Origin of the sequence: Streptomyces sp. MNU76, from assembly GCF_020982545.1 — a bacterium.
Lineage (GTDB): Bacteria > Actinomycetota > Actinomycetes > Streptomycetales > Streptomycetaceae > Streptomyces.
This window is the reverse complement of record NZ_JAJKLK010000022.1, coordinates 253,116-274,538: the sequence shown is the minus strand read 5'-3', so window position 1 is coordinate 274,538 and position 21,423 is coordinate 253,116. Positions and strand designations below refer to the sequence as shown.

The window sequence follows — 21,423 nt, the reverse complement described above, 5'->3', positions numbered from 1 at the left end:
TTCAACGCCCGTCGCCGTCGCCGTCGCCGACGACGGTCCGTTCACCGATCCTTTTTTCCGTCACGAAGTCCCGAAGTGGGTACCCCCATGTCCGAAACAGTCGGCACATCCAAGTCGTCCAAGGCATCACAGACAAAGCCATCACAGACGAAGACATCGCCGACAGAGGCATCACGGGCGAACGACGCGCACGCCAACCGCTGGAAAGCGCTCGTCTTCATCGCCCTCGCCCAGCTGATGGTCGTGCTCGACGCGACCATCGTGAACATCGCCCTCCCCTCCGCCCAGCAGGACCTCGGGATATCCGACGGCAACCGGCAGTGGGTCATCACCGCGTACGCCCTGGCCTTCGGCGGTCTGCTCCTCTTCGGCGGCCGTATCTCCGACCTCTGGGGCCGCAAGCGCACCTTCGTCACCGGACTGATCGGCTTCGCCGGCGCCTCCGCGTTGGGCGGCGCGGCCACCGGTGAGGCGATGATGCTGGGCGCCCGCGCGCTCCAGGGCGCCTTCGGCGCGCTGCTCGCGCCCGCCGCGCTCTCCCTCCTCGCGGTGATGTTCACCGACGCCAAGGAGCGCGCCAAGGCGTTCGGCATCTACGGCGCGATCGCCGGTGGCGGCGGCGCCGTGGGCCTGATCCTCGGCGGCTTCCTCACCGAGTACCTGGACTGGCGCTGGACGTTCTTCGTCAACATCCCGTTCGCGGTGATCGCCGCGGTCGGCGCGTACTTCGTCATCCGTGAGCCCGCGGGCGGCCGCAACCGCTCCCCGCTCGACATCCCCGGCGTCGTCCTGTCCACCCTGGGCCTGGTCTCCCTGGTCTACGGCTTCACGCGGGCCGAGTCCGACGGGTGGGGCGACTCGATGACGATCACCCTGTTCGTCGCCTCGGCGGTGCTCCTCGCGGCCTTCGTGTTCGTCGAGTCCAAGGTCAAGGCCCCGCTGCTGCCCCTGCGCGTGATCACCGAGCGCAACCGTGGCGGTGTCTACCTCTCCCTCGGCCTCGCGATCATCGCGATGTTCGGCCTGTTCCTCTTCCTGACCTACTACCTGCAGATCGTGAAGGGGTACTCCCCGGTCAAGACCGGCTTCGCCTTCCTGCCCATGATCGCGGGCATGATCATCGGCTCGACGCAGATCGGCACCCGTCTGATGACCCGGGTCCCGCCGCGCCTGCTGATGGCCCCGGGCTTCCTGGTCGCCGGTCTCGGCATGCTCCTGCTGACCCAGATGGAGGTCGGTTCCTCGTACACCACCCTGCTGCTGCCGGCCCAGCTGCTGCTCGGCCTCGGTATGGGTACGGCGTTCATGCCGGCGATGTCCCTGGCGACCTACGGGGTCGAGGCGCGTGACGCGGGCGTGGCCTCCGCCATGGTCAACACCTCCCAGCAGGTCGGTGGCGCCATCGGTACGGCCCTGTTGAACACCATCGCGGCCTCCGCCACCACGTCCTACGTCGCGGACCACATCGGCTCGGCCACCTCGAAGCCGGCGGCCCAGCTGGTCCAGCTCCAGGGCATGGTCCACGGGTACACCAACGCCATCTGGTTCGCCGTGGGCATCCTCGTGACCTCCGCCGCCATCGCCTTCACCTTCGTCACGACGGGCAAGCCCGACATGACGGCGACCACGGCCGAGGGCGTGGACGCGACGGACGAGGTCAAGGTCCCGGTGATCGCCCACTGACCACGGCACCGGCCCCCGACCCGGCCCCCGACGGACACCGATGACGGAACGGGTGGAGCAGGAGCGCCAAAGCCCCTGCTCCACCCCCGCGTCCCGTCAGGCGACGCGTCCCGTCAGGGCGCGGGGAACTGCGCGACCAGCCCCCTCACCCGCACATCTCCACGACGGAATCCGCGACAAGATCCACACGGGAAGACCCCCTACCGCAGCCAAGGCAGATCCGCCCCCGCCTCCGACGGCTGAAGCCCCTCCGCGACGATCTCCATGATCTCGCCGAGGGCGTTCCGCTGTTCCGGCGACAACCGGTCGAACATCGCCTGCCGCACGGCCGCCACATGTCCGGGCGCGCTCTTGCGGAGCGTCTCGTACCCGCCGTCCGTGAGAACCGCGAACTGCCCCCGCTTGTCCACGGGGCAGTCCTCGCGCCGCACCCACCCGTTCTTCTCCAGCCGGGCCACGGCATGCGACAGGCGCGAACGCGTGATCTTCATATGCATCGCCAGTTCCGTCATCCGCAGCCGCCGCTGCGGCGCGTCGGACAGCACCACGAGCATGTGGTAGTAGAGGTGCGGCATGCCCGCGTCACGCTGCAACTGGCGGTCGAGATGGTCTTCGAGCAGGGTTTTGGCGTGCACATAAGCGAGCCAGGTGCGCTGCTCCTCGTCGGTGAGCCAGCGGGGTTCTTCGTCGGCGGATGCGGTCTTCATGCCCCCACTGTACGAGGGCCCTCCTTGAAATTTGAACTATGAGGATGTAACGTGAAACAAGAACTATTGAGACTTCAACTACTGGGGAGTCGGGAGAGGTCTCAAGCGCCTGGAATGCCGGGCGTGCCCAAGGAGACAGAAGCGGCTGCCGGGCCCACCGAGGCGTGTGTGTCGTGTGCGTCGCGCATGTATTGAGGGAGTCACCCCTATGTCCGCCGCCACCGTCGAGCGCATGCCCGCCCTGTACCTGAGTCACGGGGCCCCGCCGCTCGCCGACGACCCGATCTGGCCCGGCGAACTCGCCGCCTGGGCCGCGAAACTGCCCCGCCCCAAGGCCGTCCTCATGGTCTCCGCCCACTGGGAGGAGGCCCCCCTCGCCCTCGGCGCGGTCCACACCGTCCCCCTGGTCTACGACTTCTGGGGCTTCCCCGAGCACTACTACCAGGTCCAGTACGGCGCTCCGGGCGCCCCGGAGCTCGCGGCCTCGGTCCGCAAGCTGCTCCAGGCCCCCGGTACCCCCGTCCAGGACATCCCGGACCGGGGCCTCGACCACGGCGCGTACGTCCCCCTCGTCGAGATGTACCCCGACGCCGACATACCGGTCCTGCAGATCTCCATGCCGACCCTGGACCCGCTGAAGCTGATGGACGTCGGCCGCAAGCTCGCGCCCCTGCGCGACGAGGGCGTGCTGATCATCGGCTCCGGCTTCTTCACCCACAACCTCGCCGCCCTGCGGCAGGCCGGGGTGCCGACCTGGTCCACCGAGTTCGACGACTGGGGCCGCCGGGCCCTGGAGTCCCGTGACTGGGACGCCCTCCTGGACTTCCTCCACAAGTCCCCGGCCGGACGGCTGGCCCACCCCCGCACGGAGCACTTCGCCCCCCTCTTCGTCACCATGGGCGCGGCCGAGGCGGCCGGCGAACTCGACGCCCAGAAGTCGGTGATCGAGGGCTTCTGGATGGGCCTGGCGAAGCGCTCGGTCCAGTTCGGCTGACACTGTGGGCGTGGGCGTGGGCGTGGGCGTGGGCGTGGGCGCGGGCGCGGGCGCGGGCGCGGGCGCGGGCGCGGGCGCGGGTACGGGTACGCGGGTACGGGACGCGCGTACGGCGGATACGGGGAACGGGCACGACGCGGGCCGGGGGCGATTACCTGACAGGTCATCGACCCGGGCCCGTACGCCTGCCAGGCTCGACGACGTACACAGCCCGACCGCCCCGACCGACGGGGGCCGCCCTCGACGGGGTCGCCCCTGTCGGCGGACGGACCGACCGGAGGGACGCGCATGCCCGCCTACGCCATTGCCCACCTCAAGGACGCCGCCCCGCACCCGGAGATCGCCGAGTACATCGAGCGCATCCCCGCCACATTCGAGCCGTACGGCGGACGCTTCCTCGTGCACGTCACCCCGCACGAGGTGAAGGAGGGGAGCTGGCCCGGAGCCGTCGTGGTGATCGGCTTCCCCGGCATCGCCGAGGCGCGCGCCTGGTGGGACTCGCCCGCGTACCAGGAGATCGCCCCGCTGCGCTCACGCCACATCCAGGGCGACATCATCCTGGTCGAAGGGGTGCCCGACGGCTATGACCCCCGCACCACCGCGAAGACCATGAGGGACTCCCTGGCCGCCGCCGAGCAGTGAGCCGAGGAAGTCACAGCTCCTTCTCGTACCACGCCACGTCCCAGTACCGGCCGAACTTCCGCCCGACCTCGCGATAGGTGCCGACGTACCGGAACCCGAAGCGCTCGTGCAGCCGGGTCGACGGCGGATTCGGCTGGGCGATGCCCGCGTAGGCGCGATGGACGTCCTCGTCGACGAGCGCCTCGAACAGCGCCTTGTACAGCAGCGTGCCCACGCCCCGGCCGCCCGCGTCCGGGGCGAGGTACACCGACACCTCCACCGAGGTGCCGTACGCCGGCCTCGTGCGAAACGCGCTGCTCGTGGCGTATCCCAGAATCCGCTGTGAACCCGTCTCGACGGCAACCATCAGGCGATGCCGTCCGTCTTCAAGGTGGGAGAGCAGCCAAGGGCGGCGCTCTTCCGGAGTGAAGACAGCGGTATCGAATGTGATGGGCGTCTCACGGACGTAGTGGTTGTAGATGTCGGTGAGAACGGCGAGGTCGGTCTCGACTCCTGGTCTGACCTGCACCTCTACGGGCTCCGCTGACATCACGCCCCCTCCTGTGGCGGCACAGGGTACTGCAAGATCAGAAAAATAGTGGGACGGGTTGGGAATTCTGTCCTGATTCCAGTCGTTGTTTCCTTCGGAAGCAGGGCACTCGGGAGAGTGTCCGAGCGGCCGCATCAAGACACACGTAGGAACAGACACGACCCTGCCAGCCCACCATCGCAAGGGAGCACGCATGGCAACCCGTGCCGTCGCCGCTCGTCGTTCGTCCGCCTCCGGCCGGACCGACGCGGCTCGCAGCGTTCGCGCCTCTGGCGGCGAGATCGCCGACCGCGACCTGGTCGGCATGTACCTCGACGAGATCGCGCGTACACCGCTGCTCGACGCCGCCAAGGAAGTCGAGCTGTCCCAGGTCATCGAGGCGGGCGTGTTCGCCCAGCAGATCCTCGACGGCGAGGAGGAGGCCAAGGCGGACGCGACCCGCGAAGAGCTCGAAGCCCTCGTCGCCGACAGCGAGCGGGCCAAGGACATCTTCATACGGTCGAACCTGCGCCTCGTCGTGGCCGTCGCCCGGCGCTATCCGCGCAGTGGTCTGCCCCTGCTCGACCTCATCCAGGAGGGCAACGCGGGCCTGGTCCGCGCGGTGGAGAAGTTCGACTACCGCAAGGGCTTCAAGTTCTCGACGTACGCCACCTGGTGGATCCGTCAGGCCATCACCCGGTCGATCGCGGACCAGTCGCGCACCATCCGGCTGCCCGTGCACCTGGTCGAGGAGCTGGGCCGGATCCGCCGTGTGCAGCGCGAGTTCAACCGTGAGCACGGGCGCGACCCCGAGCCCGCCGAGATCGCCGCCGAGCTGGGCTCCAACGCGGACCGTGTCACCGACGTCCTCGACTGGGCCCGCGACCCGGTCTCGCTGAACATGTCGGTGGACGACGACGGCGACACCCAGTTCGGCGACCTGCTGGAGGACACCTCCGCGGTCTCGCCCGAGCAGTCCGTGCTCACGCTGCTGCGCAGCGAGGAGCTGGACAGTCTCATCGGGCGCCTCGACCAGCGCACCGCGTCCATCATCAAGATGCGGTACGGCATCGAGGACGGCCGCGAGCGCACCCTCACCGAGGTCGGCAAGGAGCACGGTCTCACCCGCGAGCGGATCCGCCAGATCGAGAAGCACGCCCTGCTCGAACTGAAGAAGCTCGCCCGCGACACCGGCTTCGACGCCGCCGCCTGATCCGGCCGCACACCGACCAGGGCCCCGTCACGGCCCGCCCCCCTGGGGCCGCCACGGGGCCCGGCCCGGCCTCTCCGCCCACACCTCGGCAGTGCGTCGGCCATGACTGGCGGATGATCGACATGACGGGCCGAATGTCCGCCCGCTGTCCACGCCTGACCGCACGCCGGCCACGTTTGGCTGTACCTTGCCGCCGATTGGCCGTACTACGCCGCTACTTGGCCGTACTACGTCGCTTCAACTCCCCGTTCCCGGGGCACAAGACTTCCGGGCCCGGACTTCACCGGCCCGGAGCCTCAGGCCCGGGACCCGGAGTTCGACCACCGCGACCACAGTCATCCGAAGCCGAGTCCCGACGCTCTCCCCCCAGCGCCGGGACTCTCCCAGAGCCGGGCTTCGGCGCCTCCCCCCCCCTGGCGCCGAAGCCCGGCTCGATTTCCGCCCGCCGAGGCCGCCGCCACCACTGTTCCCGTCGCCGTCGCCGCTTTTCCTGCCTTGTACGCCGACGGGCCACCCCGGACCTGAACCCCGGGGTGACCCGAGCGGCAGATTCTGCCACAGAGCCCCACTCCGCCGGAGCCCGGTGAGGGCCGTCTCCGCACGTCAGAGGCATTGTCACCCGCGCCTCACCCTTCGACGTCCCCCGCCGCCCGCGTCAGCCGCGCCCCCAACTCCCTTACGTAAGAGACCAGTTCCGGCGGCTGATGCACCGTGAACTCGCAGTCGAGCATCGCGAGCCGGAACGCCAGCCACTCCACGGAGTCACCCACGGAGGCCCGCAACCGGCAGCTGTGCTCGTCGACGGGCTCGGGCGTACCGACCCAGCGGGGCACCCGGGCCGCGACGACCTCGGCCGGCGCGGCGAAGGTGACGTCGCACTCGTACGTCTCCTGCCGCTGGTAGATCGACTGCTTCAGATACTCCTCCGCGCTCCCCGCCGGCAGCTCGCGCGGCGCGAACCGGGCGCCCGTGGCGAAGGGTTCCTCGACCCGGTCCACCCGGAAGGTCCGCCAGTCGGCGCGGTCGAGGTCGTACGCGACGAGATACCAGCGGCGCCCGGTCGACACGAGCCGGTACGGCTCGCAGTGGCGACGCGAGTCCGTCCCGTCGCCGGAGCGGTAGGCGAACCGCAACCGCTCGTGCCCCGCCACCGCCGAGGCCATCACGGTCAGCGTCTCGGGCGTCACGGTCGCCCCGTCACCACTGGTCAGGGGAGTGGTGGCGGCCTGCAAGGTGGAGACCCGGTGGCGCAGCCGCGACGGCAGCACCTGTTCCAGCTTGGCGAGCGCCCGTACGGAGGCCTCGTCCACCCCCTCCACGGCGTGCCCGGCCCCGGCCCGCAGCCCCACCGCGATCGCGACCGCCTCCTCGTCGTCCAGCACGAGCGGGGGCATGGCCTTCCCCGCGGCCAGCCGGTAGCCGCCGTCGGCCCCCATCGTCGCCTGCACGGGATACCCCAGTTCCCGCAGTCGGTCGATGTCCCGCCGGACGGTGCGCCGCGAGACCCCGAGCCGCTCCGAGAGCTCACCACCGGGCCACTCGCGTGGCGTCTGCAGGAGGGAGAGGAGCTGGAGGAGCCGCGCAGGAGTGTCGGTAGTCATGCCCCCGAGCATGCCGGATCACTAGGACACAATCTGACCTACTCGGCCTTTACTTTCAAGCCATGACCTCGACAACGAGCGCCCTGAAGGGGCGCGAGGCTGATACATCTGCGACTCCGTCGCGTGGGTGCGATCAGCCACGAACGACCCGCACGGAACCCCCGGCAGAAGCTCCGACGGCGCTCGACGCACCCCCTGACGCATCCTCCGGCGGAGCCGACCGTCGCCGATGGATCGCCCTCGCCATCGTCATGACGGCCGCCTTCATGGACCTCGTCGACGTCACCATCGTCAACATCGCCGTCCCCTCCATCCAACGGAGCGAAGCCGCCAGCTTCAGCCAGATCCAGTGGATCACCGCCGGGTACGCCCTCGCGTTCGCCGCCGGCCTCGTCACCGGCGGTCGGCTCGGCGACATCCACGGCCGCCGCCGGATCTTCCTCCTCAGCATCGGCGGCTTCACGCTCGCCTCCGCGCTGTGCGGGCTCGCCGCGACCCCGGAGATGCTGGTGGCGGCCCGGATCGCGCAGGGCGCGACCGCCGCGCTGATGGTGCCGCAGGTCCTGTCGATCGTGCACGCGACCTTCCCGGCGCACGAACGCGGCAAGGTCTTCGGGTTGTTCGGCGCGATCGTGGGCCTCGGCGCGGTCTCCGGCCCCCTGCTCGGCGCCCTGCTCATCGATTGGAACCCGCTCGGCCTCGAATGGCGGGCGATCTTCCTGATCAACCTCCCGGTCGGTGTCGCGGGGCTGATCCTGGGCCGCCGTTTCATCGCCGAGTCGAAGGCCCCGCACGCCCTGAAGCTGGACCTCGTCGGCGTCGCGCTCGTCACCGGCGGGCTGCTGATGCTCCTCTACCCGCTCACCCGGGGCCACGAGACGGGCTGGCCGCTGTGGGGCCACGTCTCGATGGCGGGCTCGCTCGGCGTGTTCGCGGCGCTGGTGGCGTACGAGCGGCGCAAGGCGGCGCGCGACGGCTCTCCGCTGATCGAACTGTCCCTGTTCCGGGTGAAGAGCTTCGCGGCCGGTATCGCCGTCCAGACCGTGTTCGGGATCGCCCTCGGCGTCTTCTTCCTCGTCTGGACCCTCTACCTCCAGACCGGCCTCGGCTGGAGCGTCCTGAAGGCCGGCCTCATCGGCATCCCGTTCTCCCTCGCGGTGTCGGTCGCGGCCGGGATGTCCGTCCAGAAACTCGTCCCGCGCTTCGGCCGCAAGGTCCTCCAGGCGGGCGCGCTGCTGATGGCGGCCGGTGTGATCCTCTACCTGGCGGAGTCCGAACGGTACGGCCTCGCCATCACCCCCTGGCAGATGGCACTCCCGCTGATCGTGATGGGCGCGGGCATGGGGCTCATCGTCGCCCCGCTGACCGACGCGATCCTCTCCGGGGTGCCGCGTGAGCACGCCGGTTCCGCGTCCGGGCTGATCAGCACGGTCCAGCAGATGGGCAACGCCCTCGGGCTGGGTCTGGTCGCCGTGGTCTTCTTCGGCGTCATGGACGACCGTCTCGCGCCGGCCGACATCGGCCCCGCCTTCGTCGACGCCTTCGAGTACGCGCTCGGCTGGGTGGCGGCGGTCCTGGTCGCGATCTTCCTGCTGATGTTCGCCCTGCCGGGACGCTCCGCCGCGAGCACCGGGGAGTTCGCCGACGCCGGGGATCCGGCCGCCTCGGCCGAATAGACACGTGCCCGCGAGGAGCACGCGAGGGGCCCCGCACCCGATGTGGTGCGGGGCCCCTCGCCGTCCGTGTCACGCCCGATCATGTCCGAGTCGTCCGAGTGTTGCCCGAACCTGTTTACTTTCTGGAAATCCAGGCGTAGCCTCCGAGCGAAACCACAGAGTCGGGCATCAGTCGGAGGCGAACGGGCATGTATGCACCGGAGCGGCAGCAGGAGATCCTCCGGCTCGCCCGTGACGGCGGCCGGGTGGACGTGGTGTCGCTGGCGGAGGAGTTCCAGGTCACGGCCGAGACGATCCGCCGCGACCTGAAGGCCCTCGACCGCGCCGGCCTCGTCCAGCGGGTGCACGGTGGCGCGATCCCCGCCGGCCGCCTGGACTTCGAGCCCGACCTCGCCGAACGCGAGAGCACCGCGGCCGACCAGAAGGACCGCATCGCCCAGGCCGCCCTCGTCGAACTCCCGAACGACGGCACCGTCGTCCTCGACGCCGGTACGACGATCGCGCGCCTCGCCGCCGCCATCCCCCTGGAGGCCACGCTCACCGCGGTCACGCACAGCCTGCCGATCGCCGCCCGCCTCGCCGACCACCCCGGCATCCAGCTCCACCTCGTCGGCGGCCGCGTCCGCCACCGCACACGTGCCGCCGTCGACGCCTGGGCGCTCCGCGCCTACGGCGAGATCCGCGCCGACGTCCTCTTCGTGGCCGCCAACGGCTTCTCCGCCGACCACGGCCTGACCACCCCCGACCTCGCCGAGGCCGCCGTGAAACGGGCGGCCGTGAGCGCCGCCCGCCGCGTGGTGCTGCTCGCCGACTCCTCCAAGCACGGCCAGGAACACTTCGCCCGCTTCGGTGACCTGAGCGACGTGGACCTGCTGATCACCGACTCCGGCCTGAGCCCCGAGGACGCCCTCACCATCGAACGCAAGGGCACCGAAGTGCTGCGCGTCCCGGGCACCGAACCCACCGGCGGCCCGGGCGGCTCGGGCAACTCCGCCGGCTCGGGCGGCCCCGACGGCTCCGGCGCCAACGGCCGGAAGGACCACCGCTCATGATCCTCACCGTCACCCCCAACCCCTCCCTCGACCGCACCTACGAGGTCCCCTCCCTCGACCGCGGCGAGGTCATCCGGGCCACCGGCGAACGCATGGACCCGGGCGGCAAGGGCGTCAACGTCTCCCGAGCCGTCGCCGCCGCCGGGCGCCGGACCGTGGCCGTACTGCCCCTCGGCGGCGCGCCCGGCGCACTCGTCGCGGACCTGCTCGACGCACAGGGCATCGAGGTCGCCCGCGTGGCGGTCGCCGGGGCGACCCGCTCCAACATCGCCCTCGCCGAGGCCGACGGCGTCCTGACGAAGATCAACGCCCCCGGGCCGGAACTCTCCGCCGCCGAACAGGAACTCCTCCTGGAGACCGTCCGCGCCCAGTCCGCCGACGCCTCCTGGATCGCCTGCTGCGGCAGCCTCCCGCGCGGCCTCGCCCCCTCCTGGTACGCCGAACTCGTCGCCCGCGCCCACGCCGCCGGCGCCCGCATCGCTCTGGACACCTCCGGCCCGGCCCTCCTCGCCGCGCTCCGCGAACGCCCCGACGTCGTCAAGCCCAACGCCGAGGAACTCGCCGAAGCCGTGGGCCGCCCTCTCACCACCGTCGGCGACGCCGTCAAGGCCGCCGAGGAACTCCGCGGGATGGGCGCCGCCGCGGTACTGGCCAGCCTCGGCGCCGACGGCCAACTCCTCGTCGACGCCGACGGCTCCTGGTACGGCACCGCCCGCGTCGACACCGTCCGCAGCAACGTCGGCGCCGGCGACTCCTCCCTCGCCGGCTTCCTCATCGCCGGCGGCCAGGGCCCGACGGCCCTCGCCTCGGCCGTGGCCCACGGCGCCGCGGCCGTGCAACTCCCGGGCAGTGTCATGCCCACCCCCGCCGACCTGGACCCGGCGGCGGTGACGGTGACCCGGGAGGTGCCCACGGACCGGGTGCTGAGGGAGCCGGCGTCATGAGGGGCGCCGGGAGTGGGTGTCCGCGAACGAACCTTCGTTTTGGGGGAGTTGGCCCGGGTGAGGTGCGGTCGGGCCGGGTGGGCGGCGGTCCGCGAACGAACCTTCGTTTTCGGCGGCCCTCGGCGTGCGCCCGAGCGGGCGGCCTGAGACGGCGTCGGCGCCAGGCTTGCGGCGTCGGCGGCGGCACGCGAACGAACCTTCGTTTTGCCTTACCCGCCGCCCCGCTCCTCCCCTCCCTCCGTCGGCCCTCGTGGCCCCGCCCCCACACTTCCGTTCCCACCCCGCCCACCCCAGCCCCGGGCGATACGCGTGCGAAGGAGCCCGCGATGAGCGAGATGATCACCGCGGACCTGGTCGACCTCGACCTGTCCGCCGATACGAAGGAAGCGGCGGCGCGTGCCCTCGCCGAGCGCATGGTGACGCAGGGCCGGGTCACCGACCTGGACGGCTTCCTGGCCGACGTGGCGGCCCGTGAGGCGCAGATGCCGACCGGCCTCGACGGCGGCATCGGCATCCCGCACTGCCGCAGCGAGCACGTCACCGAGCCGACCCTCGCCTTCGGCCGCAGCGCGGCCGGCGTCGACTTCGGCGCACCCGACGGCCCTGCCGACCTGATCTTCCTGATCGCCGCCCCGGCGGGCGCGGACGACGCGCACCTGACGATCCTCTCCTCCCTCGCCCGCCAGCTCATGAACACCGAGTTCACGGACGTGCTGCGCGCCGTGGACGACGCCGCCCGCGCCGCCGCCCTGATCCGGGGCGACGCCCCGGCCGAGAGCGCCGCAGGCGCCGAGGGCAGCAAGAGCACCGCGGGCACCGAAGACTCCGCGGCGGTGTCGGGCGGAACGGCCTCCCCGATGCCGCCGCGGTCAGCACGACCCCGGCCCCGGCGACCCCCGAAGCGGCTACCCCGGCCACCCCGGCCGCGACAGTCCCGGCGGCGCCCGAAGCGGCGGCCCCCGCCGAGGAGGTCCGCCCCTTCCGAATCGTCGCCGTCACCTCCTGCCCCACCGGCATCGCCCACACCTACATGGCCGCCGAGTCGCTGGAGAACGCGGGCCGCGACGCCGGTGACGTCGAGATCGTCGTAGAGCCCCAGGGCTCGGCCGGCTTCACCCGTCTCGACCCGGCCGTCATCGCCGCCGCCGACGGCGTGATCTTCGCCCACGACGTCCCCGTACGGGAGAAGGACCGGTTCGCCGGGAAGCCCACCGTCGACGTCGGGGTGAAGGCGGGCATCAACCGCCCCGCCGAACTGATCTCCGAGGTCCGCGGCAAGGCCGAACGCGGCGAGGTCACCGCCGCCCGCCCCGGCGGCACCCCCGTCGACCGCGCGGGCGAATCCGGCGACGGCTACGGCACCAAGCTGCGCAAGTGGCTGATGTCCGGCGTCAGCTACATGGTCCCGTTCGTCGCCGCGGGCGGTCTGCTCATCGCCCTCGGCTTCGCGATCGGCGGCTGGGAGATCAACAGCGCCAAGCCGGTCACCGAGCACTTCGACTGGCTGCAGGTCACCAGCTGGGCGGCCCTGCTGTTCCAGATCGGCGCCGTCGCCTTCGGCTTCCTGATCCCCGTCCTCGCCGGATACATCGCCTACGGCATGGCGGACCGGCCCGGACTCGTCCCCGGCTTCGTCGGCGGCATGATCGCCGCCAACATCAACGCCGGTTTCCTCGGCGGCCTGGTCGCCGGTCTGATCGCCGGCGGGGTCGTCCTCGCCATCCAGCGGATCAAGATCCCGCCGGTGCTGCGCGGCATCATGCCGGTGGTCGTCATCCCGCTCGTCTCCTCGATGATCGTCGGCTTCCTGATGCTGGTGGTGATCGGCAAGCCCATCGCCGAGGCCCAGAAGGGCATGACGGACTGGCTCAGCGGCCTCTCCGGCAGCAACGCGATCCTGCTCGGCGTCCTCCTCGGCCTGATGATGTGCTTCGACCTCGGCGGCCCGGTCAACAAGGTCGCCTACGCCTTCGCCACCGCCGGTATCGCCGTGCAGGACCCCAGCGACTCCGCGATGAAGATCATGGCGGCGGTCATGGCGGCCGGTATGGTCCCGCCGCTGGGCATGGCCCTCGCCACCACCGTCCGCAAGAAGCTGTTCACCACCGCCGAGCGCGAGAACGGCAAGGCGGCCTGGGTGCTGGGCGCCTCGTTCATCTCCGAGGGCGCGATCCCGTTCGCCGCCGCCGACCCGCTGCGCGTGATCCCCGCCTCCATGGCGGGCGGCGCGGTCACCGGCGCGCTGGCCATGGCCTTCGGCTCGACCCTGCGCGCCCCGCACGGCGGCATCTGGGTCACCCCGCTGATCGGCAAGCCGTTCCTCTACCTGCTCGCCATCGCGATCGGCACGGCCCTCACGGCCGGCCTGGTCATCGTCCTGAAGGGCATGCGCAAGACCCAGCCGGGCGCGGCCCCGCAGTCCGCCCCCGCCGCCACCGCGGAGACGAAGGAACCGGTCGCGGCCTGAACCCGGGACCGTACGACGGCCGCGGCCCCCTCCCACGCGAGGGGGCCGCGGCCGTTCGTGTTTCTGCCCCGTGCGCCCCTTTGAGATCCTTTACAACCTGTGTGACGTGTAAGCCGTACCTGCGAGATACGTCACGGTCCGGGCTCAAAGTCCCATCCGGTGGTGTCTACTGGACGGCATGCCTGAGCACGTGTCGATACTTCAGCTGATGGGCGGGACCGCCCTCGCCCTCGCCGCGGTCATCTGGGTCGCCGTGCTCGTCCGCGTACTGCGCCGCGACCGCGACATCCACCGAGGCCGCTTCGCCGAACTGGCCCGCCGACGCGGACAGCGCCTGCGCGGACTGCCCCACCAGCTCCGCAAGGGCCCCCACGTGGAACACGTGGAGCTGACCCCGGCGGAACAGGACGCGTTCGCGTTCCTGGCCCGTCAGTTCAGCGACGACCGCCTGGCCTGAGCACACCGCTCCCGCGAGGCCGACCCGGTCGGCTAGCCGAGCGTCCCCGCGCGGCGCTCCATCGCGTCCCGGGCCGCGTCCTCCGAGACGTACACCTCGCACATGTGACGGCCGTCCGGAGTGGCCGTGTGCTCGACCTCCCAGAGGGAGATCTCCTGCCCGTCGGTGAGCAGGAAGGCGTGCTCGTAGAGCGAGAAACTGAGACCAGGCCGACCTCGGCGCGCGGGACGGTGCGGGCGGCCGAACGCCTGGGTGATCTCGTGCGCGAACGCGGTCCGCAGCAGCAGAGTGGCCAGCTCGTCCCCGGGAGGATCCGGGTTCTCCGCGCGCCGCAGCAGCCGGCGGGCGTGATCCGCCGAATCATCCGGCACGTACGCGTGGCGCGGCTCGGGGAACGCCGCCAGCTCCACCGTGACGGGCAGCTCGAAGTCGGGGGCGTCCGGCGGCAGCGGCAGCCGCGCGGTGGCGGCCCGCAGCTCCTCGTCGTCCGTGTACACCTCGTGCTGGGTGTCACTGCCCGGCACCGTGTTGTGCACCAGCTCCCACAGGGTGACGGCCGAACCGTCGGCGAGCAGCCAGGTGTGCCGGTACGTCGCCCGATGCAGCCCCGAACTGTAGTGCGCGGAGTGCAGCGAGCTGTCGTGCGCGAGGGCGCAGTCGAGCTGCCGTATGGTCTCGTCGGGCAGCTCGAAGGAGTTCAGGGCGCGGCCGAGGAGTCGCGCGAGGTGCTCCTCAGGAGACTCGGGCGACTCGGGTGGCTCGTACGCTGCCGTCTCGTACGGAACGCTCAAGGCTTCTCCCGGCGTTGCTGCATGTCACCTTGTGGGTGCATACCGTAGCCCCTCGGTCGGACATCATGTCCGGGAACCGAGAAAACGTACGCCCGTAAAACGCCGGAGCCGCGCGGTTGGTTCCCGCGCGGCCCGACGAACTACCGGAAAGACGTGGTCAGATGGCGGCCCCCGCCGTCCACTCGCTCCACGGCATGTTCCAGCCGTTGAGGCCGTTGTCCGGCGCGACCGTCTTGTCGGGGGAGTTCTTCACCGTCACCACGTCCCCGATGAGCGAGCTGTCGAAGAACCACTTGCCGAGCGTGTCACTGCTCGCGCCCCGGGCGTCCGCGAGACCGATGCAGCCGTGGCTGGTGCCCTGCCGCCCGAACGGCGGGTTGCCCTGGTTGTACCAGTAGTTGCCGTGGACGAAGGTGCCCGACGTCGTCAGCCGCATCGCGTTCGGCACGTCCGAGATGTCGTACTCACCGCCGAAGCCCACCGTCGACCCGTTCATCCGCGTCTGCCGGAACTTCTCCGAGATCACCATCTGACCGTTGTACGTCGGGGTCGCCGCGGCGCCGGCCGAGATCGGCACGGTCTTGATCGTCTTTCCGTCCCGCACCACCGTCATGGTCTGGGTGTTCACGTCGACCGTGGACACCTGCGACCGGCCGACCGTGAACGTGACGGTCTTGTCCTGCACCCCGTAGAGCCCGTTCGCGCCCTCCACGCCGTCCAGGTCGATCTTCATCGTGACCTTGGAACCGGCCTTCCAGTACTCCTCGGGCCGGAAGTCGAGCCGCTGCGCCCCGAACCAGTGCCCCACCACCTCCTGCCCGCTGCTCGACTTCACCGTGATGTGCGACTGCACGGCCTTGCGGTCCGTGATCGCCTTGTCGAAGGTGAACGACACCGGCATCCCCACCCCGACCGTGGTGCCGTTGTCCGGCGTGTACGTCCCGATGAAGCTGTTGGCCGTCGACACGGTCGTGAAGATCGAGTTGGCCGCCGACGTCTTCCCGTCGGCGTTCTTCGCCGCCGCCGAGATCCGGTACTTCGTGCCGCGCTCCAACTGCTCCTTCGGCTTCCAGGACCGCCCGTCCGCCGATATCTCGCCCGGCACGGCCGCGCCGCCCTCCGCGACGGTCATCTTCACGTCGGTCAGCTTGCCGCCGCTGACCTTCACGCCGGTCGCATTGATGGACGCGCCCGTCGAACCGTCCTTCGCGGAGATCGTGATCCGCGCCGACGTGTCCTCGGCCGAAGTCCCCTTGCCACCACTCTTGTTGTCCGCCTGGGCGTCCCCGCCACAACCGGTGAGGGTCAGCGCACCGACCACCAGCACGGCACAGGTCCCCAGTGCCCGCCGTACAGCAATCTTCGGCCTTGTCACGATCTGCTCCAGCTTCTTCGCTTCTAGGCGATCCACGTCATCCGCTCCGGTACGTGGACATAGAGCGAGCGGCGGCCGAGCGGGTTCCCCCCGTTGCCTTCTCGGGGCACCACGTGACAGAACCGGGACAATCGCCTACGGCCAGACGGCAACCACCGGCCTCCGCAATCCCCGGGGCCCTCCCCCCCCCACCCCGCTTCTCGACTCCTCCCGCCCTCGCCCCTCAACCCCTCCCGTACAACTCCCCGTACGACGGCCACACTCCGCCCGGGCCCGTCACCGACTCGGCCGCACGTGCCGCTCGTACGATCGCTCGGGTCACCAAGTCGGCTCCTGTCGACAGGAGTTCGTTCAGGGCGAGGGGGCCGGCCTCGGGTGGCAACGGGCGCACGCCTGTCGCCAGGGTGAACACGGTGTCCCCGTCGTTGAGCAGGTGCACGGGGCGTACGGCGCGGGCGATGCCGTCGTGTGCCGTGCCGGCCAGCTTCTGGGCCTGGGCGCGGCTCAGGTCGGCGTCGGTGGCGACCACGGCCAGCGTGGTGTTCATCGGGGGAGGGGGACTCTTCGCGGCGGCCTCGACCAGGCGGCGACGCGCTCTCCCGTGCGCCTCCGGCGCCGGATACCTCGCACGCCCTTGGAACAGCTCCCCGTACAGCACCCCCGTCTCCGGGTCCGTCACCGATCCCGCCGCGTTGGCCACCACCAGCGCGGCCACCGTGATCCCCGAGTCCAGCACGGTGCTCGCCGTGCCGATGCCGCCCTTGAGCAGCCCGACCGTCGCCCCCGTCCCGGCCCCACACATCCCTCCGCCACCGGGGCGCCGGGCCCGCTCGCGTCCGCCGCCTCGACCGCGGCCCGGCCGAGGGCGGCATCAGGTCTCGCCTTGAAGTCGCCGCCCCGGCCCAGGTCGAAGACACAGGCGGCCGGCACGACCGGCACCACGTGCGCCGGTTCACGGCCCACCCGCACGCCCCGTCCGCGCTCCTCCAACCAGGCCATCACCCCCGACGCGGAGTCCAGCCCGTACGCGCTGCCGCCGGTCAGCACCACCGCCTCGACCTTCTGCACCAGGTTGCGCGGATCGAGCGCGTCCGTCTCCTTCGTGCCGGGCCCGCCGCCGCGCACATCCACGGCCGCGACCACGCCGCCCTCCGGAGCCAGCACGACCGTGGTACCGGTCAGCCAGCCCCCGCCGACCCGGGTCGCGTGCCCGACCCGCAGGCCGAACACATCGGTCAACGCGTCAACTGCCATGAGCGTCTCGGTTGTCGTGGGCCCGCGCGGGCCTTGGCTCGTGGCCCCGGGCGGTGAGCGTCACCCCGACCGCGACCGTCACCGCCGACACGGCACCCGCCGCCGGCACCGCCCAGTGCCCCAGGAAGGTGCACATCACCACGGCCAGCGCGGCGAGCGGCAGCACCGTCTGCTGTGCCGTGCCCACCTTGAAGTGGCGGGCGTGCAGCGCCCACACCGAGATCAGGTACAGCGCCGTCGGCAGCGTCACCGCCGCGGACGCGGCCAGGGTGGAGATGTGTGCCTTGTGCACCGTCTCCTCCACCGCGACCTCCAGACCCGCGCCGATCGCGGCGGCCGACGCGAAGATCAGGTAGTGGCCGTACCCCCACAGGAAGCTCTCCCTGCTGGAGCGCAGATGACCGTGGATGGGAACGGTGAAGTAGATCCACCACGCCGAGAAGACGATCAGCAGCCCGCCCACCGCGATCGGCAGCAGTTCCCCCAGCGCGTCGTTCTCGTCGGCCGCCGACTTCACCGCGACCGTGGCCGCCAGGATCGTCTCGCCCAGCACGATGATGGTGAACAGGCCGTACCGCTCCGCGATGTGGTGCGGATGCCAGGACGTCTGGAAGCCTCTCTCCGCGTACACCGGGACGGACAGCTCGGCGATCGCCATCACCAGGAACAGCCACGGTCTGGTCGGCTCCGGCAGGAACAGCAGCCCCAGCCAGCCGATCTGGCACAGCGCCACTCCACCCGCGTACCGCAGGGCCGTGGCCCGTTCCGCGTCCGTCGCGGTCCGCGCGGCTCTCAGCCACTGCGCGGTCATCGCCAGCCGCATGATCACGTAGCCGAGCACGACCAGGGACCAGTCGTGGTCCTCGAAGGCCCGGCCCACCCCGGCGGCGAGGACCAGGACACCCGAGATCTGGACGAGGGTCACCAGTCGGTAGGGCACGTCGTCGTTGTCGTACGCCGACGCGAACCAGGTGAAGTTCATCCAGGCCCACCAGATGGCGAAGAAGACCATCGCGTAGTTCAGGATGCCCTCGGCGGCGTGTGCCTCCGCGACGGAGTGGACCAGTTGCACGCCCGCCTGGGCGACGGCCACGACGAAGCACAGGTCGAAGAAGAGCTCCAGCGGCGAGGCGACCCGGTGCTCCTCGCGACTCCGGGCGACCAGCCTGCGCACCGGCGCGCTTCCGGGGCCGGAGGAGGGGACGGGAGCCGAGGGAGGCGGGGATGTGGAACTGGGCGTCATGGGGCCAAGCACACCAGAAAACCCGCTGGAATTCTCGCTCAGGTGTTCACCCGTTCCGGGGCGGACCGAGGGTGTGGGCGGACGGGCCCGAGGCGGGTGCGAAGAGGCCGGGGAGGGGCCGTGCGAGGGGCCGACGGCGGTCCGGGCGCGGGGCCGTACCCTGGACGCATGAGTACCGCTCCCGCCCCCGGCCCCGAACCGCGTGACCCCAAGGCCGCGCTGGTCTTCGACGACCCGCTCAGTCGGCCGTCGTCCGACGACTCGGACCACGGCTGGGGCGAGCGGTCCGGCGAGGGTGGCGACAGCGCGGCCGACCTGAAGCGCTTCCTCGACGAGAAGCCGCCCCACCACATCTGACTCCGCCCGCCGCAGGTCTCCGCCTCCGCTAAGTGCGGTCGTGGCCCGAACCGCGCTGGGCCACCAGGGCGTCGCGGATCTCCTTCAGGACCTCCAGCTCGGTCACCTCGATGACCTCGTGCGTGCCCTCCTTCGCCTTCCGGCGGGCTTCCTGGCGGGCCAGGTACTTGGCCATGGGGAGCACCATCAGGAAGTAGACGACGGCCGCGGTGATGAGGAACGTGAGCGTCGCGTTCAGCACCGTGCCCCAGAGGATCGCGACGCCTTCGGTGACCGTTCCGTCCGCCGAGCCCTCGCAAGGGTCCTTCATGCAGTAGCGGTACTGGTCCAGGTTCTTCGTGCCGAACGCCCCCACCAGCGGGCTGATGACCCCCTTCACCACGGAGTTGACGATGTTGGTGAAGGCCGCGCCGATGACCACGGCGACGGCCAGGTCGACGACGTTCCCCCGCATCAGGAAGGCCTTGAAGCCCTCCCAGACGCTCGGCTCCTTCTTCACGCTCACCACGAGGCCTCTCTGCGCTGGTTGTGGAACAAACGACTCCGCAACCTACGTCAGGGCAGGGCCCGGATGTCCAACAGGGTCCCTCCATCGTGCGACTTGACGGCTGAGGTCCGGCGGCGGGGAACGCGGTCACCACAGGGTCACCGCCAGACGGGACGTGGCGCCGGCGCCGGCCAGCTCGGCCGCCGTGCGCCGGGGCACGGTCAGGACGACCAGGGCTCCGCTCTCGGCCGCGTCGGCGGTGGGTACCTCGGAGACACGGGCGCCCCGGGCCACGACCTTCGCGGCACCGCCCGTCGTGGACTCCTCGGCCGCGATCACGTCGACCCGGTCGCCCGGCCGCAGCAGCCGTACCGTCGCGGCGTCGGCGATGCGCACCGGAGCGGTCACCGTCCCCATGCGGGCGGGCCGTTCGGGGACCGGGTCGGCCACAGGGTGGCCCCTGACCCGTTCCCCCTCCCTCGGGCCCGCCCCTGTCACCAACAGGGCGGCGGCGGTCACCGCAAGGCCGGCGGCCATGGCTCGCCGCCGGCAGCGGGCGAGACGACGGAGGCGGTGCGCTCCGCCGCGCACCCGCAGCGGGGCGAACTGCGGGACCTCGCAGGTGGGAGGGGCGTCGGTGCCGGGTGGGCCGGCGGCCCAGGACGGAACGCGTACGGACGAGGACGACGAGGACGACGAGGAGCGCGAGGAGGACGACGGCAAGGGCGAGTGCGAGGAGGGATGCGGCGAGGAAGAGGGCGAGAAGCCGCTCGGGGACACCGGCACGGACGGAGACGGAGTACGGGACATGAGGCCACCACCTGCTGTGTGAGATCGGCTTGCGGTCCCACGATGAGGCTTCGCGGCGAGACCCGCCGAGGCCTGTGGACCACCCACCGGTTGTGGAAAACCTCGCCACTCGAACGAGGAGTTCCGCCCCGGCACCGCTCCGGCATCGCCCCGGCCCTCGCCCCGTCACGGCAGCGTGAACCCCGGATCCATCCCGCCCAGCGCCTTCGTGCACAGGCAGTCGCGGCCGTCGTTCGGCGGCAGGGCGGCGACCGCCTCGAAGAGGACGCCCCGGAGGCGGTCGATGTTGGCGGCGAAGACCTGGAGAACCTCCTCGTGGGAGACGCCTTCGCCGGTCTCGGCTCCGGCGTCGAGGTCGGTCACGAGGGTCAGGGAGGTGTAGCAGAGCTCCAGTTCGCGGGCCAGGATGGCCTCGGGGTGGCCGGTCATGCCGACCACGGACCAGCCCTGGGCCTGGTGCCACAGCGACTCGGCGCGGGTGGAGAAGCGGGGGCCCTCGACCACGACGAGGGTGCCGCCGTCCACCGGTTCCCAGTCCCGTCGGCGCGCCGCTTCGAGAGCGGCCTTGCGGCCGACGGGGCAGTAGGGGTCGGCGAGCGAGACGTGCACGACGTTCGGGACGGCGCCACCGGGCAGGGGGAGGCCGTCGAAGTAGGTCTGGGAGCGGGACTTCGTACGGTCCACGAGCTGGTCCGGGACGAGGAGCGTGCCCGGTCCGTACTCGGATCGCAGACCGCCCACCGCGCACGGGCCGAGCACCTGGCGCGCGCCGACGGAGCGCAGGGCCCAGAGGTTGGCGCGGTAGTTGATGCGGTGCGGCGGCAGATGGTGGGCGCGGCCGTGGCGCGGGAGGAAGGCGACGCGGCGTCCGGCGATCTCGCCGAGGAAGAGGTTGTCGCTGGGCGGTCCGTAGGGGGTGTCGACCTGTATCTCGGTCACGTCGTCGAGGAAGGAGTAGAACCCCGATCCGCCGATGACACCGATCTCGGCCAGACCGGCGAGATCGGCCTGCCCCGTGTCCGCCGCTGCCGTGTCATGCGCCGTGTCCGCCGCTGCTGTGCCGTCCGCCGTGCCCGTACCGCCCGCCGGCCCGACCCCGCTGTCCACGTGCTCCGTGTTCGCCATGCCCGCACCTTAACCGGGCCCGGAAACGCCCAGGACC

General features: G+C 71.2%; 19 protein-coding genes and 2 pseudogenes. 11 read left to right on the top strand and 10 right to left on the bottom strand.

What is annotated here, in order from left to right:
• The first annotated feature begins 87 nt into the window (after positions 1 to 87).
• Entirely contained in the window at positions 88 to 1,683 is a 1,596-nt protein-coding gene (locus E4N62_RS36305) for an MFS transporter (protein WP_230221392.1), read from the top strand.
• Between the two features lie 200 nt (positions 1,684 to 1,883).
• Here E4N62_RS36305 and E4N62_RS36300 read toward each other — a convergent pair whose 3' ends face one another.
• Positions 1,884 to 2,390, bottom strand: a complete 507-nt coding sequence (locus E4N62_RS36300) for a MarR family winged helix-turn-helix transcriptional regulator (RefSeq protein ID WP_230221390.1) — start codon at positions 2,388 to 2,390, stop codon at positions 1,884 to 1,886.
• 208 nt (positions 2,391 to 2,598) lie between these two features.
• On the opposite strand from E4N62_RS36300, the gene E4N62_RS36295 reads away from it, so the two are divergent.
• Both E4N62_RS36295 and E4N62_RS36290 read left to right on the top strand, forming a co-directional pair.
• Positions 2,599 to 3,384, top strand: a complete 786-nt coding sequence (locus tag E4N62_RS36295) for a dioxygenase (protein WP_230221388.1) — start codon at positions 2,599 to 2,601, stop codon at positions 3,382 to 3,384.
• Between the two features lie 288 nt (positions 3,385 to 3,672).
• A complete protein-coding gene (locus E4N62_RS36290) occupies positions 3,673 to 4,026 on the top strand; it encodes a DUF1330 domain-containing protein (protein WP_230221386.1) in 354 nt (117 codons plus the stop codon).
• A gap of 10 nt (positions 4,027 to 4,036) precedes the next feature.
• On the opposite strand, the gene E4N62_RS36285 is transcribed toward E4N62_RS36290, so the two are convergent.
• Positions 4,037 to 4,555 carry a GNAT family N-acetyltransferase gene (locus E4N62_RS36285; RefSeq protein ID WP_230221384.1) on the bottom strand — a complete coding sequence of 173 codons (519 nt, stop codon included), beginning with the start codon at positions 4,553 to 4,555 and terminating at the stop codon, positions 4,037 to 4,039.
• Between the two features lie 193 nt (positions 4,556 to 4,748).
• On the opposite strand from E4N62_RS36285, the gene E4N62_RS36280 reads away from it, so the two are divergent.
• On the top strand, positions 4,749 to 5,747 hold the full coding sequence (locus E4N62_RS36280; protein ID WP_230221382.1) for an RNA polymerase sigma factor RpoD/SigA: 999 nt from the start codon (positions 4,749 to 4,751) through the stop codon (positions 5,745 to 5,747).
• 626 nt (positions 5,748 to 6,373) lie between these two features.
• Here E4N62_RS36280 and E4N62_RS36275 read toward each other — a convergent pair.
• Positions 6,374 to 7,348, bottom strand: coding sequence for a YafY family protein (locus E4N62_RS36275; protein WP_230221380.1), 975 nt, complete (start codon positions 7,346 to 7,348; stop codon positions 6,374 to 6,376).
• Between the two features lie 62 nt (positions 7,349 to 7,410).
• Between E4N62_RS36275 and E4N62_RS36270 the strand changes: the two genes are divergently transcribed.
• From E4N62_RS36270 to E4N62_RS36250, 5 genes and pseudogenes are all read left to right on the top strand, one after another.
• Positions 7,411 to 9,024: an MFS transporter gene (locus E4N62_RS36270; protein WP_374117148.1), complete on the top strand. Its 1,614-nt coding sequence runs from the start codon at positions 7,411 to 7,413 to the stop codon at positions 9,022 to 9,024.
• 188 nt (positions 9,025 to 9,212) lie between these two features.
• A complete protein-coding gene (locus tag E4N62_RS36265) occupies positions 9,213 to 10,076 on the top strand; it encodes a DeoR/GlpR family DNA-binding transcription regulator (RefSeq protein WP_230221376.1) in 864 nt (287 codons plus the stop codon).
• Positions 10,073 to 11,020 (top strand): 1-phosphofructokinase, encoded by a 948-nt coding sequence (pfkB, locus tag E4N62_RS36260; protein ID WP_230221374.1) that lies wholly within the window; start codon positions 10,073 to 10,075, stop codon positions 11,018 to 11,020. Before E4N62_RS36265 ends, pfkB begins: the two co-directional genes overlap by 4 nt.
• Before the next feature lie 326 nt (positions 11,021 to 11,346).
• Positions 11,347 to 13,487, top strand: a pseudogene (locus tag E4N62_RS36255) (fructose-specific PTS transporter subunit EIIC).
• A gap of 178 nt (positions 13,488 to 13,665) precedes the next feature.
• Positions 13,666 to 13,944, top strand: a complete 279-nt coding sequence (locus E4N62_RS36250; protein ID WP_184892973.1) for a hypothetical protein — start codon at positions 13,666 to 13,668, stop codon at positions 13,942 to 13,944.
• A gap of 32 nt (positions 13,945 to 13,976) precedes the next feature.
• Here E4N62_RS36250 and E4N62_RS36245 read toward each other — a convergent pair whose 3' ends face one another.
• The 4 genes and pseudogenes from E4N62_RS36245 to E4N62_RS36230 form a co-directional block, all read right to left on the bottom strand.
• Complete coding sequence (locus tag E4N62_RS36245) at positions 13,977 to 14,735, bottom strand: DUF6227 family protein (protein ID WP_215456034.1); 759 nt, start codon at positions 14,733 to 14,735, stop codon at positions 13,977 to 13,979.
• A 157-nt stretch (positions 14,736 to 14,892) separates the two neighbouring features.
• A complete protein-coding gene (locus E4N62_RS36240) occupies positions 14,893 to 16,110 on the bottom strand; it encodes an Ig-like domain-containing protein (RefSeq protein ID WP_230221708.1) in 1,218 nt (405 codons plus the stop codon).
• Positions 16,111 to 16,333: 223 nt separating this feature from the next.
• Positions 16,334 to 17,364: pseudogene (locus E4N62_RS36235) on the bottom strand (P1 family peptidase).
• Positions 17,354 to 18,607, bottom strand: a complete 1,254-nt coding sequence (locus E4N62_RS36230) for a low temperature requirement protein A (protein WP_230221372.1) — start codon at positions 18,605 to 18,607, stop codon at positions 17,354 to 17,356. The pseudogene E4N62_RS36235 and the gene E4N62_RS36230 overlap by 11 nt, the downstream one beginning before the upstream one ends.
• A gap of 168 nt (positions 18,608 to 18,775) precedes the next feature.
• On the opposite strand from E4N62_RS36230, the gene E4N62_RS36225 reads away from it, so the two are divergent.
• On the top strand, positions 18,776 to 18,964 hold the full coding sequence (locus tag E4N62_RS36225; RefSeq protein ID WP_184892979.1) for a hypothetical protein: 189 nt from the start codon (positions 18,776 to 18,778) through the stop codon (positions 18,962 to 18,964).
• A gap of 28 nt (positions 18,965 to 18,992) precedes the next feature.
• Here the strand turns inward: E4N62_RS36225 and mscL are convergent, their stop codons facing one another.
• Both mscL and E4N62_RS36215 read right to left on the bottom strand, forming a co-directional pair.
• The gene (gene mscL, locus E4N62_RS36220) at positions 18,993 to 19,469 is read right to left on the bottom strand and encodes a large conductance mechanosensitive channel protein MscL (protein ID WP_230221370.1); all 477 of its coding nucleotides are present in this window, start codon (positions 19,467 to 19,469) and stop codon (positions 18,993 to 18,995) included.
• A 129-nt stretch (positions 19,470 to 19,598) separates the two neighbouring features.
• Positions 19,599 to 20,174, bottom strand: coding sequence for a hypothetical protein (locus E4N62_RS36215; RefSeq protein WP_374117161.1), 576 nt, complete (start codon positions 20,172 to 20,174; stop codon positions 19,599 to 19,601).
• Here E4N62_RS36215 and E4N62_RS36210 point away from each other — a divergent pair.
• On the top strand, positions 20,089 to 20,283 hold the full coding sequence (locus tag E4N62_RS36210; protein WP_230221749.1) for a hypothetical protein: 195 nt from the start codon (positions 20,089 to 20,091) through the stop codon (positions 20,281 to 20,283). The genes E4N62_RS36215 and E4N62_RS36210 overlap by 86 nt on opposite strands.
• A gap of 143 nt (positions 20,284 to 20,426) precedes the next feature.
• Here the strand turns inward: E4N62_RS36210 and E4N62_RS36205 are convergent, their stop codons facing one another.
• Positions 20,427 to 21,386 carry an S-methyl-5'-thioadenosine phosphorylase gene (locus tag E4N62_RS36205; RefSeq protein WP_230221368.1) on the bottom strand — a complete coding sequence of 320 codons (960 nt, stop codon included), beginning with the start codon at positions 21,384 to 21,386 and terminating at the stop codon, positions 20,427 to 20,429.
• Positions 21,387 to 21,423: the final 37 nt, after the last annotated feature.

Excerpts from the sequence above, each read along its gene's own strand:
- E4N62_RS36305 (WP_230221392.1), top strand. The coding sequence starts at position 88 with ATGTCCGAAACAGTCGGCACATCCAAGTCGTCCAAGGCATCACAGACA.
- E4N62_RS36300 (WP_230221390.1), bottom strand. The coding sequence starts at position 2,390 with ATGAAGACCGCATCCGCCGACGAAGAACCCCGCTGGCTCACCGACGAG.
- E4N62_RS36295 (WP_230221388.1), top strand. The coding sequence starts at position 2,599 with ATGTCCGCCGCCACCGTCGAGCGCATGCCCGCCCTGTACCTGAGTCAC.
- E4N62_RS36290 (WP_230221386.1), top strand. The coding sequence starts at position 3,673 with ATGCCCGCCTACGCCATTGCCCACCTCAAGGACGCCGCCCCGCACCCG.
- E4N62_RS36285 (WP_230221384.1), bottom strand. The coding sequence starts at position 4,555 with ATGTCAGCGGAGCCCGTAGAGGTGCAGGTCAGACCAGGAGTCGAGACC.
- E4N62_RS36280 (WP_230221382.1), top strand. The coding sequence starts at position 4,749 with ATGGCAACCCGTGCCGTCGCCGCTCGTCGTTCGTCCGCCTCCGGCCGG.
- E4N62_RS36275 (WP_230221380.1), bottom strand. The coding sequence starts at position 7,348 with ATGACTACCGACACTCCTGCGCGGCTCCTCCAGCTCCTCTCCCTCCTG.
- E4N62_RS36270 (WP_374117148.1), top strand. The coding sequence starts at position 7,411 with ATGACCTCGACAACGAGCGCCCTGAAGGGGCGCGAGGCTGATACATCT.
- E4N62_RS36265 (WP_230221376.1), top strand. The coding sequence starts at position 9,213 with ATGTATGCACCGGAGCGGCAGCAGGAGATCCTCCGGCTCGCCCGTGAC.
- pfkB (WP_230221374.1), top strand. The coding sequence starts at position 10,073 with ATGATCCTCACCGTCACCCCCAACCCCTCCCTCGACCGCACCTACGAG.
- E4N62_RS36250 (WP_184892973.1), top strand. The coding sequence starts at position 13,666 with ATGCCTGAGCACGTGTCGATACTTCAGCTGATGGGCGGGACCGCCCTC.
- E4N62_RS36230 (WP_230221372.1), bottom strand. The coding sequence starts at position 18,607 with ATGACGCCCAGTTCCACATCCCCGCCTCCCTCGGCTCCCGTCCCCTCC.
- E4N62_RS36225 (WP_184892979.1), top strand. The coding sequence starts at position 18,776 with ATGAGTACCGCTCCCGCCCCCGGCCCCGAACCGCGTGACCCCAAGGCC.
- E4N62_RS36205 (WP_230221368.1), bottom strand. The coding sequence starts at position 21,386 with ATGGCGAACACGGAGCACGTGGACAGCGGGGTCGGGCCGGCGGGCGGT.